Annotated in this window: 14 protein-coding genes; 8 read left to right on the forward strand and 6 right to left on the reverse strand. The window is 64.7% G+C overall.

From position 1 onward, the window contains the following. The 3 genes from ATE71_RS19385 to ATE71_RS19395 form a co-directional block, all read right to left on the reverse strand. Positions 1 to 547: DUF4893 domain-containing protein (locus tag ATE71_RS19385; RefSeq protein WP_058805014.1), on the reverse strand; the 547-nt coding region annotated here is incomplete at its 3' end. A gap of 75 nt (positions 548 to 622) precedes the next feature. Further along, on the reverse strand, positions 623 to 1,408 hold the full coding sequence (locus ATE71_RS19390; RefSeq protein WP_058804987.1) for a 3-hydroxybutyrate dehydrogenase: 786 nt from the start codon (positions 1,406 to 1,408) through the stop codon (positions 623 to 625). Between the two features lie 31 nt (positions 1,409 to 1,439). Then, a complete protein-coding gene (locus tag ATE71_RS19395; RefSeq protein ID WP_058804988.1) occupies positions 1,440 to 2,597 on the reverse strand; it encodes a patatin-like phospholipase family protein in 1,158 nt (385 codons plus the stop codon). Positions 2,598 to 2,746: 149 nt separating this feature from the next. On the opposite strand from ATE71_RS19395, the gene ATE71_RS19400 reads away from it, so the two are divergent. Beyond that, positions 2,747 to 3,655 carry a neutral zinc metallopeptidase gene (locus ATE71_RS19400; RefSeq protein ID WP_058804989.1) on the forward strand — a complete coding sequence of 303 codons (909 nt, stop codon included), beginning with the start codon at positions 2,747 to 2,749 and terminating at the stop codon, positions 3,653 to 3,655. Continuing rightward, a complete protein-coding gene (locus tag ATE71_RS19405; protein ID WP_201022991.1) occupies positions 3,628 to 4,914 on the forward strand; it encodes a metal-dependent hydrolase family protein in 1,287 nt (428 codons plus the stop codon). The genes ATE71_RS19400 and ATE71_RS19405 overlap by 28 nt, the downstream gene beginning before the upstream one ends. Here the strand turns inward: ATE71_RS19405 and ATE71_RS19410 are convergent. Beyond that, on the reverse strand, positions 4,911 to 5,609 hold the full coding sequence (locus ATE71_RS19410; protein WP_058804990.1) for an HPP family protein: 699 nt from the start codon (positions 5,607 to 5,609) through the stop codon (positions 4,911 to 4,913). The genes ATE71_RS19405 and ATE71_RS19410 overlap by 4 nt on opposite strands. 139 nt (positions 5,610 to 5,748) lie before the next feature. Here ATE71_RS19410 and ATE71_RS19415 point away from each other — a divergent pair, with 139 nt between their 5' ends. From ATE71_RS19415 to ATE71_RS19435, 5 genes are all read left to right on the forward strand, one after another. Then, positions 5,749 to 7,815 carry an alpha/beta hydrolase family protein gene (locus tag ATE71_RS19415; protein ID WP_058804991.1) on the forward strand — a complete coding sequence of 689 codons (2,067 nt, stop codon included), beginning with the start codon at positions 5,749 to 5,751 and terminating at the stop codon, positions 7,813 to 7,815. A 151-nt stretch (positions 7,816 to 7,966) separates the two neighbouring features. Continuing rightward, positions 7,967 to 10,648 (forward strand): valine--tRNA ligase, encoded by a 2,682-nt coding sequence (locus ATE71_RS19420; protein WP_058804992.1) that lies wholly within the window; start codon positions 7,967 to 7,969, stop codon positions 10,646 to 10,648. A 101-nt stretch (positions 10,649 to 10,749) separates the two neighbouring features. Next, positions 10,750 to 12,096, forward strand: a complete 1,347-nt coding sequence (locus tag ATE71_RS19425; protein WP_058805016.1) for an MATE family efflux transporter — start codon at positions 10,750 to 10,752, stop codon at positions 12,094 to 12,096. Then, positions 12,051 to 13,379 (forward strand): sensor histidine kinase, encoded by a 1,329-nt coding sequence (locus ATE71_RS19430; RefSeq protein ID WP_235588085.1) that lies wholly within the window; start codon positions 12,051 to 12,053, stop codon positions 13,377 to 13,379. Before ATE71_RS19425 ends, ATE71_RS19430 begins: the two co-directional genes overlap by 46 nt. A 6-nt stretch (positions 13,380 to 13,385) precedes the next feature. Beyond that, positions 13,386 to 14,120, forward strand: coding sequence for a LytR/AlgR family response regulator transcription factor (locus ATE71_RS19435; RefSeq protein ID WP_058804993.1), 735 nt, complete (start codon positions 13,386 to 13,388; stop codon positions 14,118 to 14,120). Between the two features lie 62 nt (positions 14,121 to 14,182). Here the strand turns inward: ATE71_RS19435 and ATE71_RS22610 are convergent, their stop codons facing one another. After that, positions 14,183 to 14,530, reverse strand: a complete 348-nt coding sequence (locus ATE71_RS22610; RefSeq protein WP_058804994.1) for a UrcA family protein — start codon at positions 14,528 to 14,530, stop codon at positions 14,183 to 14,185. Positions 14,531 to 14,770: 240 nt separating this feature from the next. On the opposite strand from ATE71_RS22610, the gene ATE71_RS22325 reads away from it, so the two are divergent. Continuing rightward, positions 14,771 to 15,256, forward strand: a complete 486-nt coding sequence (locus ATE71_RS22325; protein ID WP_058804995.1) for a hypothetical protein — start codon at positions 14,771 to 14,773, stop codon at positions 15,254 to 15,256. Here the strand turns inward: ATE71_RS22325 and ATE71_RS19450 are convergent. Then, positions 15,253 to 15,666 (reverse strand): hypothetical protein, encoded by a 414-nt coding sequence (locus ATE71_RS19450; protein ID WP_058804996.1) that lies wholly within the window; start codon positions 15,664 to 15,666, stop codon positions 15,253 to 15,255. The genes ATE71_RS22325 and ATE71_RS19450 overlap by 4 nt on opposite strands. Positions 15,667 to 15,737: the final 71 nt, after the last annotated feature.

Genomic DNA, 15,737 nt, shown 5'->3' on the forward strand with positions numbered 1-15,737 from the left:
GCCCCGCCATGTCGCGCAAGCGGTCGCTGCCGTAATTGACCGCGATCTTCTCGTCACCGAGTTCGAGCGTTCCGAGGAAAACCTGCCGCTTCAGATTGTCGGGAAAGATCAACCCGACGGGACGCTGCGAGCCGGTCAGCTTGGTCAGGCTCGACAATCCCTGTTCGGGCGCGACGCGGCAGCGGAACCAGCTGTAACCGACATAGCCCAGCGTTCCGCGCCCCTGCGTCCCGATCTTGACGGTGCGGCAGCGATAATCGCCCGCCGGCAGGTGCGGATTGGGAAGCGCTGCCATCGGTTGCAACAGCACACCCTCATGATCGATATCCGCACCGAAACCCTTGGCGCGTGCGTCGGCCAGCGCTGCCTGCCAGCTGCGGTACCAGCCGCGGATGCGTTCCTTGTCGGCATCGGTCGCCGTCGCACGCCACGTACCCGTTGCGTCCGCCGGCACGTCGGCCGCCGAAGGCGGAATCGCCGGTACGGTCTTGCAAGCGCCCAAGGTAGCGCACAGCGCAACCGCCAAAACCCCTATGGTGCGACCCATGATTCTCCGCGTCTCCCCACTCTCTTGTTGGTTAACCTTAGGAGTGCAAAGGAGATTGCTCAAGGGCGGAGCGGATCAGGCAGCGGTCCAGCCGCCATCGACGCTGAGGTTCGCGCCGGTGATGTTCGCCGCTTCGTCCCGCGTGAGAAAGGAGGCAATCGCCGCGACCTGCTCGACGGTGACAAACTGTTTCGTAGGCTGACCCGCGAGCAGCACGTCGTTGATCACCTGCTCGCGCGTCATCCCACGCGCCTTCATCGTGTCGGGAATCTGGTTTTCGACAAGCGGCGTCCAGACATAGCCCGGGCTGATACAATTGACGGTGATCCCGGCCTCGGCGACCTCGAGCGCGACGGTCTTGGTCAGTCCCGCAAGGCCGTGCTTCGCCGTGACATAGGCCGATTTGAACGGCGAGGCTACGAGCGAGTGCGCCGAAGCGGTCGCAATGATGCGCCCCCATTTCTTCTTGCGCATGCCGGGCACCGCATGGCGGATCGTATGGAACGCTGCGGTCAGGTTGAGCGCGATGATCATGTCCCATTTCTCGGGCGGAAAATCCTCGACCGGCGATACGAACTGCATGCCCGCATTGTTAACGAGGATGTCAACGCCGCCGAAATCCTTGTCGGCGCGCTGGAACATCGCCTCGATCTGCTCGGGCTTCGTCAGATCGGCGCCGTCATAGGCGGCCCTTCCACCGCTGATCGTCTCCAGTCCCTTGCGCTCCGCCTCGATCGCCTCCGCCTCGCCGAAGCCGTTGATGATGATGTCGGCGCCATCGGCGGCAAAGGCTTTTGCGATGCCGAGCCCGATTCCAGACGTTGATCCGGTGACGAGGGCGGTCTTTCCTTTGAGGCGCATGATAGGGGTCCTTTCAGTGGGGGAGAGTATATCAAGAAACGTCGGGTTCGGCCTTTGGTCGCAATGCATTCGATTGCACGGCAAAACTGTCCGACCGGCCTTCGGCGATGCTCTCGGCGAGCAGGTGGCCATCCTTCATCGCGGCCTCGACCGCAGCGCGACCGAGCGCCCAGTTGACCTCCATCGTCGAGCGCGAAAATTCGAAATCGCGCGCACCGGTCTGCCAGACGGGCGGCTCGTGGATTAGCTGCACGACATTTAGCGCCTTGCAATCGACCATCCGCCGCACCGCCTTCACTTCGGGAATGTCGGCAAATTCGTCGGGCAGCTTCGCCAGCATCCGGTCGATCAGCCTATGCTCTTTGCGGCGCCGGACGAGTCCGTCCGAAATTCGCCGCGTGCGGCTGGAATAGCGGATGTCCTTCTCGCGCGACCAAGCTTCTTCCATGTCGTGCGGCCGCGCCCCGCGCGCGGGAAACAGGTCGACCTGAAATACCAGCATATCCTCATGAGCCGCCGCGACGACATGCTCGAGCGGGGTGTTCGAAACGAGCCCGCCGTCCCAATACCAATGCCCGTCGATCTCAACCGGCGGCAGGCCCGGCGGCAAGGCGCCCGACGCCAATATATGCCGCGCATCTATGGCGTCGGTCGTCGTGTCAAAATAACGGAAATTGCCCGTTTCGACCGCGACCGCGCCGACCGACAAGCGGACCTTGCCGTTGTTCACACGGTCCCAGTCGACCAGCCGGTTCAGCGTTTCGACGAGCGGCGCGGTGTCGTAAAAGCTGATCGCCTCGGGCGTCTGCCGCTCGGCAAAGGTGGGCGGCGGAAAGCGCGGAGTGAAAAAGCCCGGCACCCCGAACGCCATCACCTGCCCGGCAGCCGCCATATGCGACCATTCGCGCGCCCAGTCGTTGTCGGGGATCGGCAGCGACGGCAGCGCCGAAGAGACACCCTCCCAGAATTCGCGCATCTTGCCGACCGCCTGGTCGCGCTCGTTGCCTGCGATGATCGCGGCGTTGACTGCGCCGATCGAGATGCCGGCGACCCAGTCTAGCTCGATGCCGAGATCGATCAGCGCCTCGTAAACCCCGGCCTGAAACGCCCCGAGCGCGCCGCCGCCCTGCAGGACGAGCACGACGAGATCGGGAAGTGGTAGCGCGGCGCGGGTGGCTCGGCGGGGCATGGACTCGCGATCCTTCGGTTGCGGACGCACGATTTGTGCACCGCAGCACGTTTCATTGCAATGGCTTGCCCGACGCTAAGGCTCTTCCAATTGCCCGTTGCTGCTGTAACACTTGGGCCGAAACGACCATTTGCCGGTGGAGAAGCCCGATGCGCCTCGACGATTATGATCCCGGAGACGATATTCGCGATCTGGGCCGCAGCGGCGGCGGGTTCGGCGGCGGCGGTGGCGGCGGCCTTGGCGGACTGCTGATCGGCTTCCTGCCGATGCTGCTCGGCCGCAAGATGGGTTGCGGAACGATCCTGCTGCTCGGCGCGGTCGCTTTTTTCGTGCTCGGCCCGGGCGCCAACATGTTGAGCATGGGCGGCGGCACGAGCGATCCGATGGCCGATAGCCGCGGCGCCCCGAAAGGCGTCGCCTGCGATACCGAAGCCGAGCGCTTCGCGTGCAATGTCTTCGGATCGACGCATCAGGTGTGGGGAAATCTTATCAGCGGTTATGAGCAACCGACGCTCAACTTCTTCACCGAGCGGAATGAGTCGGATTGCGGCGCAGCGCAGGCCGCGATGGGTCCATTTTATTGCCCCGCCGATCAGGGTATCTACTTGGATACCAGCTTCTTTCGCGAACTCGAACAGCGTTTCGGCGCCGCCGGCGACGCCGCGCAGGCCTATGTCGTCGCGCACGAGGTCGGCCACCATATCCAGACGATCAGCGGCATTTCGGATCAGGTCCGCCGGGCGCAGGCGCGCGCTTCGCAGGCCGAGGGCAATCAGTTGCAGGTTCGCATGGAGCTGCAGGCCGATTGCTACGCCGGCGTATGGGCGGCACGCGCGCGCAACAGCGCGGGCCAGCCGGTGATGGAGCCGGGCGATATGGAAGAAGCGATGCGCGCCGCCAATGCGATCGGCGACGACACGCTGATGCGCTCGGCGGGCCAGCGCCCGGTGCCCGAAAGCTTCACCCACGGGACGAGCGAACAACGCATGACCTGGCTGCGCCGCGGCCTGCAAACGGGGGATCCGCGCCAGTGCAACGCATTCGATACCGCCATCTGAGCGCCGCGCTCGCGGCATCGCTTTTGGCGGCATCGCCGGCGTCGGCCGAAAGCCTTTATATCGAGGCAGGTCGGCTGATCGACGGCGTCGCGAACGAGGTGCGCACCGGCCAGTGCATCACCGTCGAGGCCGAGCGCATTGCGGCGGTCGGTCCGTGCGGGCCCACGCCCGATGGCGCAAAGCGGCTCGACTGGTCGGCCTTCACCGTCCTGCCGGGCCTGATCGACCTCCACACCCACCTCGCCGACCTCGGCCAGAGCGCCGACCTTGCGGCGCCGATCAAGGCGTCGCCCGCCGAAACCGCGCTCGTCGGCGCGCGCAACGCGCGCGTGACGCTCGAGGCCGGATTTACCAGCGTCCGTGACGTCGGCACCTATCGCGGGCTGACCGACGTCACGCTGCGCAATGCGATCGACCGCGGCGACGTGCCGGGACCGCGTATGTGGGTCGCGGGCGCCTATATCACTATCCCGAAGGGCGGCGGCGAGCTGAACGGCGTTGTTCCGAACGAGCAATTGCCGCCCGACATGCGGCTCGGCGTTGCCGCGACGCCAAAGGAAGCTGCTGAGAAAACAGCCTTTCTCCTCGACCAGGGCGCCGATTTCATTAAAACGATCGCCACCGGCGCGGTGCTCGCGATCGGCACCGAGCCCGGTGCGCCCGAACTCACCGAGGATCAGCTGCGCGCGGTGGTTCAGGTCGCCCATGCCCGCGGCAAAAAGGTCACCGCGCACGCGCACGGCGCCGAGGGGATCAAGAATGCGATCCGCGCCGGGGTCGACAGCATCGAGCACGCCAGCCTCGCCGACGAGGAGGCGCTGCAACTCGCCAAAAAACGCGGCACCTGGCTCGCGATGGATATCTATAACGGCACTTACATCGACGAGGTCGGTACGAAAGAGGGCTGGCCCGAGGAATATCTGCGCAAGAACCGCGAGACGACCGACGCGCAGCGCGCCGCCTTCCGCCGCGCGGTCGAGCTTGGCGTCAATATCGGCTATGCCACCGACGCCGGCGTTTATCCGCACGGTCTCAACGCCCGCCAGTTCCGCAACATGGTCAAATATGGGATGACGCCGATGCAGGCGATCCAGTCGGCCACCGGACGTGCCTCCGAAGAGATGGGCCGCGGCGACGTCGGCGCGATCCTTCCCGGTCGCTACGCCGATTTTGTCGCGGTGAAGGCCGATCCGCTCGCCGACATCACTGTGCTCGAAGAGATCGACCATGTGATGAAAGGCGGCGTGCTCGTTCGCTAATTCCTCTCCCGCGTCGCCGCATGCACCTCGGCACGCTCGAGCAGCAGCGCGAGATCCTCGCGGCTGATATCGAAGGTTTCGCCAAGGTCGTCGAGTGCGGCGTCGATATCGCCCATCAGCAGCCCCGAAGCCGACGCGGGCGGCAAGACCCTGCCTTCCACCGGCTTCGCGCGGTGCGGGTAGCTGTGCCCCGAAAAGCGGTGAAACACCCAGCCGATCGCGACCATCAACAGCGAATTGGCCGCCACGACGATCAGGAAATCGATCATATGCGCCGAAAACAGCGCATAGCCGCCAAGCACCGCGCTCAGCGCCGCCGCGCCGCCGGGAGGATGCAGGCAGCGTAGCAGCGACATCGTCAGGATCGCGAGGGAAACCGCGACCGCAGCGGCAATCGCCGGATCGGGAAATATCCACGCCACGATCACGCCGACGATTGCCGAAACGACATTGCCGCCGGCAATCGACCAGGGCTGCGCCAACGGGCTCGCGGGCACGGCGAACAGCAGCACCGCCGACGCCCCCATCGGCGCGACGATCCATGGCATCGATGACGGGAACAACGCGGCGCAGACCAGCCCGACAAAGCCGATTCCGACCAACGCGCCGACGCTGGCAATCGCACGGTCGCGCAGGCTCGCGCCCGCCAGCAACGGTACGAATAGGCGGCCTGTATGCGATAGGATGCGGACCATCGGTTTCCTTCTTGTTCCTTGGCCGGCGCGATGGGGCTTTTCCATTTGGTCCGCCAGCGAAAATTAGTTGATGTCCGCGAAGCCGCATTTGGGGCGCGTTCATGCTTGAACGCTCGCCACGCATCGCTAAACCGCTTTCATGCGAAACCATATTCTCACCAGCGCCATCGCGCTTGCCGCCGCCCTTTCCGCCCCCGCCATGGCCCGCCCGATGACCGAGGTCGATCTTGCGACCTTGAAACGCGTCGCCGCGCCGACCGCATCGCCCGACGGACGCTGGGTGGTATTCCAGATGACCGAGACCGAGGCGGATACGTACAAGCGTTCGACCGGGCTGTGGCTGGTCGATCGTAACGCAAAGGGCGCGAAGCCGACCGCCATCGCCGACACCGCGGGAAAGAATGAAAGCTCGCCTGCCTTTGACAAGGACGGTTTCCTCTATTTCCTCTCCGACGCGTCGGGCAAGGATCAGGTCTGGCGCATCGACCCGAAGGTGGGCGGCGCCGCGACACAGGTCACCGATACCGACGCCGATGTCGCCGGATTCAAGATTTCGCCAGACGCGACCAAGCTGCTTGCGTGGGGCGACATTCCCAAGGAATGCACCGACTTCGGCTGCGACGCGAAGGACAAGGGCGCACTCGTCGGCCCCGGCAGCGGCCGGCTGTACAAGGATGGCGCGGGCTTCGTGCGCCATTGGGATCATTGGGAAACCCCCGGCACCTACAGCCGCCCGTTCGTCTTCAACCTTGCGGACGGCAAGGCGACCGCCGCACGCCCCGCCGACGCCGGGCTGATCGGCGATACGCCCTCCAAGCCCTTCGGCGGCGGCGAGGAACTCGCATGGGGCGCCGACGGCCGCACCGTTTTTTTCACCCTGCGCAAGGCCGACCGCAACGAGCCGATGTCGACCAACCTCGACATCTACAGCTGGCTCGTCGACAGCCGGACGATGCCGGTCAATCTGACGCAGGACAATCAGGCGACCGATACGCTGCCCACCCCCTCGCCCGACGGCAAGTGGCTCGCCTATGCCGCAATGGCGCGCCCGGGTTATGAGGCCGACCGGCTGGTGCTGATGCTGCGCAACTTGGAAAGCGGCGAGACGAGGAAACTCACCGACGCGTGGGATCGCTCGGTCGGCTCGATCGCCTGGGCGCCCGACGGCAAGTCGCTCTACGTCACCGCGCAGGACACGCTCGAACATCCGGTGTTCCGCGTCGATGCCACCACGGGCAAGGTCGAGCGGCTGAAAGCCTCGCCCGAAGCGTTCGAAGGCAATATCGGCGACGTCACGCCACTGCCCGGCGGCGCCCTCCTCTATTCGCGCAACAGCGCGCTTGCGCCGACCGACCTGTTCGTTCGCGATGCCATGGGTAAGGTCAGCCAGCTCACCGACGTCAACGCTGCGACCTTGGCCGAATTCGATCCCGTGAAGCTCGAAAAGATCCAGTTCGCCGGGGCAAACGGCGACAAGGTGTGGGGCATGATCCTGAAGCCTGCGAACAGCACGGAAAAGCTGCCGGTCGCCTTCATCGTCCATGGCGGCCCGCAGGGCAGTTTCGGCAACAGCTGGTCGACGCGCTGGAACCCGCGCCTCTTCGCGCAGCAAGGCTATGGCGTCGTCACCGTCGATTTCCACGGATCAACGGGTTATGGGCAGGCCTTCACCGACAGCATCAACAAGGATTGGGGCGGCAAACCGCTCGAAGACCTGAAGCTCGGCTTTGCCGCTGCGGGCAAGCAGGATGCGCAGCTCGACCTTTCGAACGCCTGCGCGCTCGGCGCCTCCTATGGCGGCTACATGATGAACTGGATTGCGGGCCAGTGGACCGACGGCTTCAAATGCCTCGTCCAGCACGACGGCGTGTTCGATCTGCGCGCAATGGCGTTCGAGACCGAGGAGCTGTGGTTCGACGAATGGGATCATGGCGGGCCGTGGTGGGAACGCACCGACCCCGAAAAATGGAACCCCGTGAACCATGTCGCGAAGTGGAAGACCCCAATGCTGGTCATCACCGGCGAAAAGGATTTCCGCATCCCCTACAGTCAGGGTCTTGCCGCCTTCACCGCGCTCCAGCGCCGCAATGTCCCGTCGCAGCTGCTGGTCTTCCCTGACGAGAATCACTGGGTGCTGAAGGGCGCGAACAGCGTCCAGTGGCACCAGACGGTGTTCAATTGGCTCGGTGAGCATCTGAAGAAATAGACCCCCTTCTCTCCCTACATCGTCACCCCGGACTTGATCCGGGGTCCATTCTTGTCGCCGCAGGAATGGATGCCGGATCGAGTCCGGCATGACGAGGAGTGGTTCGTTCCCCCTTGCCGCCTCGTGCCCCGGCTGGCAAAGGCGCCGGGCTATGCCGATGGAAAAAACCTTCGATCCCGCCGCTATCGAGGCGAAATGGTCCCGCGAATGGGAAAGCCGTGGGCTCTATCGCCCCGCGCGCCCCGATGCAGAGCCCTTCACGATCGTCAACCCGCCGCCGAACGTCACCGGCGCGCTGCATATCGGCCACGCGCTCGACAACACGTTGCAGGATGTCCTGGTCCGTTATGAGCGATTGCGAGGCAAGGATGCGTTGTGGGTCGTCGGCATGGACCATGCCGGCATCGCGACGCAGATGGTGGTCGAACGCCAGCTGGAGGCGAGCCAGGACAAGCGCACCAATTACAGCCGCGAAGATTTCATCGACAAGGTGTGGCAGTGGAAGGCCGAAAGCGGCGGCCAGATCACCGGACAGCTCCGCCGCCTCGGCTGCTCGATGGACTGGTCCCGCGAGCAGTTCACGATGGACCCGCATTTCACCCGCGCGGTCGTCAAAGTGTTCGTCGATCTCCACAAAAAGGGGCTGATCTACCGCGACAAGCGCCTTGTGAACTGGGACCCCAAGCTCAAGACCGCGATTTCCGACCTCGAGGTCGAGACGCACGAAATTCGGGGCGGCTTCTGGCACTTCAAATATCCGCTCGCCGACGGCGTGAAACTCGACGATGGGCGCGATCATATCGTGGTCGCGACGACGCGCCCCGAAACGATGCTCGCCGACATGGCGGTCGCGGTGCATCCCGACGACGCGCGTTACAAGAGCGTGATCGGCAAGGACATCCTCCAGCCGATCACCGGCCGCCGTTTCAAGATCGTCGCCGACGAACATGCCGATCCCGAACTGGGCAGCGGCGCGGTGAAGATCACGCCCGGGCATGATTTCAACGACTTCGAGGTCGGCAAGCGCGCGGGCTTCAAACCCGCCGAGATGCTCAACATGCTCGATGGCGATGCGAACGTCGTTCAGACCGCCGACGGGCTCGTGCCTGACGAATATCTCGGTCTCCACCGCTTCAAGCACGATGGTATCGATGGCGCGCGAGAACTTGTCGTCGCGCGGATGAAGGAGCATGGCTTCCTGATCCCGCACGTTGACAAGGACGGCAACGAACATGACGCCGAGCCGCGCACGATCCAGACCCCCTTCGGCGACCGCGGCGGCGTGGTGATCGAGCCGTGGCTGACCGACCAATGGTATGTCGACGCCGAAACGCTGGCGCAGCCGCCGATGGCGGCGGTGCGCGACGGGCGGATCAACATCGTGCCCAAGACGTGGGAAAAGACCTTCTTCAACTGGATGGAGAATATCCAGCCCTGGTGCGTCTCGCGCCAGCTCTGGTGGGGTCACCGGATCCCGGCGTGGTATGCCGAAGACGGCAGCATCTTTGTTGCCGAGACCGAAGAGGAGGCGCAGGCACAGGCTGGAGCAGGCGTCACTCTCACGCGCGACGAAGACGTCCTGGACACGTGGTTCTCATCGGCCCTGTGGCCGTTCGCGACGCTCGGCTGGCCCGAAAACACCGACCTGCTCAAGCGGCACTACCCCAACGACGTCCTCATCTCTGGCTTCGACATCCTGTTCTTCTGGGATGCGCGCATGGCGATGCAGGGGATGGAGTTCATGGGCGATGTGCCGTGGAAGACGCTCTACCTCCACGGTCTCGTCCGCGCGCCCGACGGCGCGAAGATGTCGAAGTCGAAGGGCAATGTCGTCGATCCGCTTGGGTTGATCGACCAATATGGCGCCGACGCGCTGCGCTTCTTCATGAGCGCAATGGAAAGCCAAGGCCGCGACATCAAGATGGATGACGCACGCCTCGCGGGCTATCGCAACTTCGCGACCAAACTGTGGAACGCCGCGCGCTTCTGCGAAGCCAATGGCATTTCGGCCTCGACCAGCTTCGAAGCCCCGCTCGCGACGTTGCCGGTCAACCGCTGGATCATCGGCGAGGTGGCCGACACCATTGCCGCGATGGAAACGGCGTTCGCCGCGTATCGCTTCGACGAGGCCGCGAACGCGATCTACAGCTTTGCGTGGGACCGTTTCTGCGACTGGTATCTCGAGCTGATCAAGGGCAGCATCGACGACGAGACCAAAGCCGTTGCGGGATGGGTGCTCGATCAGATCCTTGTCATGCTCCACCCCTTCATGCCCTTCATCACCGAAGAGCTTTGGACAGAGCTTGGCGACCGCACCAACTATCCACTGATTACCGCCAAATGGCCCGCGCCGGACGCCGTGCGCGACGCCGACGCCAGCGCCGACATCGACTGGCTGATCAAACTGGTCAGCGAGCTGCGCACCGCCAAGGCCGAACTCGGCCTGCCGCCGGGCGCGCGCCTGACCGCACATTTCCCGGCGTCGCTCAAGGCCCGGACCGATAAGCTCGCGGCGCAGCTCGACCGGCTCGCGCGGCTCGAAGCAATCAGCTTCGATCCGGCGCCCGCGGGCGCGTCGGCGCAACTCGTGGTCGAGGGTGAGACGATCACTATCCCGCTCGAAGGCGTGATCGACATCGCCGCCGAACGCGACCGCCTGACCAAGGCACTCGCCGCGGCGACGAAGGAACGCGACAGCCTCGCCGGGCGCTTGGGCAACCCGTCGTTCGTCGAGCGCGCCAAGCCCGAAGCGGTGGAAAAGGCGCGCGCCGACCATGCCGCGAAGGAAGCCGAAGCCGATCGCCTGACCGCCGCGCTGGCGCGCTTGGGGTGACCGACGGCGAGAGCCCCGTCACTCCGACGCCGGTCGCGGCCGCTGCCGACCCCGCCGCAAATCCCGTGCCGCCGCGGCAGACCGCGCGCGGCGGCGGACGGATGGATCTGACGCAAGGGCCGATCACCAAAACGCTCATTCTTTTTGCACTGCCAACGCTCGCGTCGAACGTCCTCCAGACGCTGTCGGGCTCGGTAAACTCGATCTGGGTAGGGCAATTCCTCGGCGAAAGCGCGCTCGCCGCGACCGCCAATGCCAACATCATCATGTTCCTTATGTTCGGGGCCTTTTTCGGCTTCGGCATGGCGGCGACGGTGCTGATCGGCCAGGCAATGGGCCGCAGCGACATCGACGCGGCGCGCCGCGCAACAGGCGGCGTTATCGGTCTTGCGCTGGCCTTTTCGGTCGTGATCGCGATTCTCGGCTGGTTCGCCTCCGACCGAATTTTGCACTGGCTAAAAACCCCGCCCGAGGCCTTTGCGCTCGCGCACGACTATCTCCGCGTCACATTCCTTGCGGTTCCCGCTTCGATGCTCTCGGTGACGCTGATGATGGCCTCGCGCGGCGCCGGCGATGCGGTGACGCCGCTTCGTTTCATGATCCTTGCAGTCGTGCTCGACATCGCGTTCAATCCGGTGCTGATCCTCGGCCTCGGCCCCTTACCGCGCCTCGGCATCGCCGGCAGCGCGCTCGCTACGGCGCTCGCCGGGCTGATCAGTCTCATGGGCATGATCGGCTGGTTCTATGCGAAGGACCACGTCCTCCGCCTGCGCGGCCGCGAACTTGCCTATCTTGTTCCCAAATGGTCGGAACTGCGCTTCATCGTCGGACGCGGGCTGCCGATGGGGGCGCAGATGCTCGTCATCTCGGGCGCCGGACTGGTGATGATCGGGCTCGTCAACCGCGAAGGGCTAGTCACCTCGGCGGCCTATGGCGCCACGCTCCAGCTGTGGAACTATATTCAGATGCCCGCGCTCGCGGTCGGCGCCGCGGTCAGCTCGATGGCCGCCCAGAATATCGGCGCGAACCGCTGGGACCGGGTATCGGCGGTGACGAACAGCGGGATCGCGATCAACCTTGCGATGACCGGCGTGCTCATCCTGCTGCTCCTCGCCTTCGATCGCGCCGCGCTCGCGCTCTTCCTCGGCACGGGCAGCGAAGCGATCGAGGTCGCGCGCAATATCCAGCTGATCGCAACCTGGACCTTCCTGCCCTTCGGCACGACGATCGTACTGATCAGCACGCTGCGCGCCAACGGCTCGGTCGTGCCGCCCCTCGTTATCCTGTTCCTTTCGATGTTCCCGATCCGCCTCGGCATCTACCATTTCGGCTACCCCGCGGTCGGCAGCGACATCCTCTGGTGGAGCTTCCCCCTCTCCTCGCTCGCGTCGCTGGCGATGGCTTGGGCGATCTACCGGCGCGGCAACTGGCGCAGCACGCTGCCGTAGCCGGCGCGCTGACCGGCCAGCGGCTTTCGACCAAGGCGCGCGCCGCTTCGACTGGCGGCCCGGTGCCCGCTAGCCATGACGCCGGATTTGGCGCTAAAGCAGCGCCGATGAATGGAACGAACCGCAAAGATGCGCTGCGCGACCAGCGTGCAAAAATGCTGGCTGCGGCGCCCGACTGGCGCGCATCCGATGCGCGCGTCAATCCGCGCGTCGCGATCGGGTCGATCATCGCGATGTGGCTGATCTATTTCCTGATCACCACCGGCCTCGCGATGCTGACGGGAGCGCCCGATCAATGGTCCTATGCTCAGCGCCGCGGGATCGTCGTCGTCGCGGGCATATTGTGCACCTTCGTCCTCTATCAGCTCCTTCAACGCGCCCAACCGCAGAGTTTCGGCGCCCGGCTCGCGGCTGCGCTAGGCGCGGCGGTGCCGCTCGTGGTCCTCTACGCCGCGATCAATCTGACGGTGTTCTACTACTGGTTTCCGGCTCCCGACACCGCGAAGATCATCGAAGAGATGCAGTCGAAGTTTCCCGTCGCGTGGGAGACGATGCTGATCCTCGATAGTTCGATCCGTTGGTACTTCTTTTTTGCCGTCTGGGCCGCGCTTTATGTTGCCTTCGGCTATGCCAATGAAATGCGCGCGGTCGAACGGCGCGCCAATCATTTCCGGATGGAGGCGCAGACCGCGCAGCTCCGCGCGCTCCATTATCAGGTCAATCCGCATTTCCTCTTCAACACGCTCAACTCGCTGTCGACGTTGGTCCTGAAGGGGTCGAAGAGCGAGGCCGAGACGATGATCATGAACCTGTCCTCCTTCCTGCGCTCCAGCCTTGCGATCGATCCCGAACAATTGGTCAGCCTCGACGAGGAAATCGCGCTCCAGCGCCTCTATCTCGATATCGAGCAGACGCGATTTCCCGACCGGCTGCAAGTCGAAGTAACGATGCCAGGCGAACTGAAGAACGCGTGCGTGCCCGTGCTGATCCTGCAACCGATCATCGAAAATGCGATCAAATATGGCGTGTCGCCCAGCAAGGGGAAGATCGCTATCCGTCTCGCAGCCAGCGCCGAGCATGGCCTGCTGGTGCTGCGGATCGAAAACGACATCGATCCAAAGGCGCCCGCCCCGGCGTCGGGAACAGGTCTCGGCCTTGGCAATGTCCGCGAACGTCTGCTCACTCGCTACGGTCCCGCGGCGGGCTGCGAATGGGGCAAGTCGGACGACGGCGGCGGCTTTGTCGTCTCGCTCTGGCTCCCACTGGCAAAGGAGGCTTGCTGACCTTTCATGATCCAGACACTTCGCACCCTGATCGTCGATGACGAACCGCTGGCAATCGAACGGCTCCAGATTCTGACCGGCCAGCAAGAAGGAATTTCGCTCGTCGGTACCGCAAGCGACGGCGCTTCGGCACTGCGCATGGTCGATGCGCTCGCCCCCGACCTCGTCCTATGCGACATTGCGATGCCCGATCTCAATGGGCTGGACGTTGCCGCGGCGATTGAATCGCTCCAAAACCCGCCGGCAGTCATCTTCGTCACCGCATTCGACCGTTATGCCGTCGCCGCATTCGATGTCGCCGCGGTCGACTATCTGCTCAAACCCGTATCGCCCGAACGGCTCGGCCGCGCTCTCGCGCGCGTGCGCGAATGGCGCGCAGCCGATCGCGGACAAACGAAACAGAAGAGCAAATGGATCGGCGAATTCTGGGTGCAGAATCGCGGCGAGATGCTTCGTATCGACGCCGCGCAGGTCGATCTGATCGAAGCAGAGCGCGACTATATGCGCCTGCACGTCGGCGCGCGCAGCTGGCTGATCCATCAGACGATCAAATCATTGGAAGCGCGGATGAATCCCGACCAGTTCATGCGCATCCACCGGTCGAAAATGGTCCGCCGCGACGGCATCGTCGGCCTGAAACATCATGGCGACGGCGCGTGGAGCGTCGATCTGGGCGAAGGCGGCGTGCATCGCATCGGCCGCACCTATCTGCATGACGTCAAGGCGATCATGCACGCCTGAACGGATAAAGGCGGCCACGCCGGGGCATGACCGCCTTTGGGAGCCGAACAAGGCGCGCGCCGTCAGGGAGCCGAGACGACCAGCGGGCCGCGATCGGCCAGGCGCGCGTGACTGCCGTTGAACAGGCTCGCGAGCCGCGTGTCGGCTTCGCGGCGGGCTTGGACCTCGCAGCGCCGCGTATCGGCGCGCTCCGCAAGCGTGCGGCGGCTATTTGAATCACAGACCTGCCGGATCGCCATCTTGACCCGACCGGTCAACCGGTCGCGTCCGCGCTCGCTGGCTAGGTTGAGATCGTCGTAGCGGACGGTCACGCTCTGCTTGTCTTCGCCCGCTGCCGACGCAGCGGCGGGTGCGATGGTACCGATGGCGGCCAGCGGCGCCGCGATCAGGATGAAAGAAAATTTCGCCATGGGGGAGTCCTCTCTTACAAGGGATGCGGGATACCGGACCCATGGACCGGGGAGACCATCGCTCCGATATCCCGCATCGTTGGAATACCCACTGGACGTCACGAGAATCCAATTTGGATCGATCGGGGCGAACAACCGCTCGATTGAGAGACGAAAGGCGCTGACGGATCGACGAATGGCCGAGTGGCGTTGCGGATCGGCGCACTTGCAACCACCGCCCTGCCGCGACCATGATGCGGCATGGCAAGGCGCAAACATTCCGCCGCGAGTCGCAACGGCGGCGCTGCCCGGCTGATCCTGTGGCCACTACTGCTACTTGCGGGGGTCGGCGCCGGCTTGGTACTGGGCGAATTCGCCGCAGGTCAAAGGGTTGCCACCTCTTCGGGCGACATCGCCCCCTTTTCGCGCCTCAGCGCCAACCCCGACGCGGTGGTGGCGCAAGGCGAAGGCGCACCGTCCTGCGTCGATTGTACCGACAGCTATGGCGCAGGCCTGCCTTTGCGAGGAAGTCGTGACTCCCGCATGAGCGCCGAGTTCCGCGAACTTGGCGCGGTCGAAGTCGATCCACCGGCTCCTGCCGATATCGACGACGGCTATCGCTATGGCGGCCGCTTTCCCGATCCCAACCCGCCCGCGTGGGAGGAAATGCAGGACGACGGCCTTTCGGCGAGCCCAGACGCCTCGCCATCCGGCGAAACATCGCTGCCGCAGCCGGCAGAATTTTAGCGCGGCGGCGTTGCGGGCTGGGCGCAGCGCGTCGTGTCGCCTGCCTTGCAAGCGGCAACATCCGCCTCCCATTTCAACCGTTCCTCCGCCGACATGGCGGCGACCCGCGCTTTTTCAGCCTCATAGGCTGCGGTTTCCTCGGCAAACACGGCCTGGTCGTGCGCGACCTGCTGCTTCGCCGCCGACACTTCCTGTTCATAGGTGGTCGTTTCGGCCTTGGCTTGCGACGCCTGCGCCGCGTTCAAGCGCGCGGTATTGGCCCGCTCTTCCGCCGTCGTCCCGTCCGGCAGCTTCTTGTCCGCGGGCGCCGCCTCAACGGCCGCGGTGTCGGTGGGCTGCTGGAAGGCCGCGGCCTGTCCGTTCGTCAGCAGCGCGCAGGCGGCGACGGCCGCGAATATCGTCCTCGTCATCGAAGTTCTCCGTCAATCAACCATGGTGCCGGTCCAACGCGCCGCCCCATATCCCGTTCCCGGTCATGATT

It is taken from the genome of Sphingopyxis sp. H115, from assembly GCF_001468465.1.
Taxonomy (GTDB): Bacteria; Pseudomonadota; Alphaproteobacteria; order Sphingomonadales; family Sphingomonadaceae; genus Sphingopyxis.

Coding starts and splice junctions, on each gene's coding strand:
- ATE71_RS19395 (WP_058804988.1), bottom strand. CDS start 2,597: ATGCCCCGCCGAGCCACCCGCGCCGCGCTACCACTTCCCGATCTCGTC.
- ATE71_RS22325 (WP_058804995.1), top strand. CDS start 14,771: ATGGCAAGGCGCAAACATTCCGCCGCGAGTCGCAACGGCGGCGCTGCC.
- ATE71_RS19400 (WP_058804989.1), top strand. CDS start 2,747: ATGCGCCTCGACGATTATGATCCCGGAGACGATATTCGCGATCTGGGC.
- ATE71_RS19410 (WP_058804990.1), bottom strand. CDS start 5,609: ATGGTCCGCATCCTATCGCATACAGGCCGCCTATTCGTACCGTTGCTG.
- ATE71_RS19390 (WP_058804987.1), bottom strand. CDS start 1,408: ATGCGCCTCAAAGGAAAGACCGCCCTCGTCACCGGATCAACGTCTGGA.
- ATE71_RS19450 (WP_058804996.1), bottom strand. CDS start 15,666: ATGACGAGGACGATATTCGCGGCCGTCGCCGCCTGCGCGCTGCTGACG.
- ATE71_RS19415 (WP_058804991.1), top strand. CDS start 5,749: ATGCGAAACCATATTCTCACCAGCGCCATCGCGCTTGCCGCCGCCCTT.
- ATE71_RS19420 (WP_058804992.1), top strand. CDS start 7,967: ATGCCGATGGAAAAAACCTTCGATCCCGCCGCTATCGAGGCGAAATGG.
- ATE71_RS19425 (WP_058805016.1), top strand. CDS start 10,750: ATGGATCTGACGCAAGGGCCGATCACCAAAACGCTCATTCTTTTTGCA.
- ATE71_RS22610 (WP_058804994.1), bottom strand. CDS start 14,530: ATGGCGAAATTTTCTTTCATCCTGATCGCGGCGCCGCTGGCCGCCATC.
- ATE71_RS19435 (WP_058804993.1), top strand. CDS start 13,386: ATGATCCAGACACTTCGCACCCTGATCGTCGATGACGAACCGCTGGCA.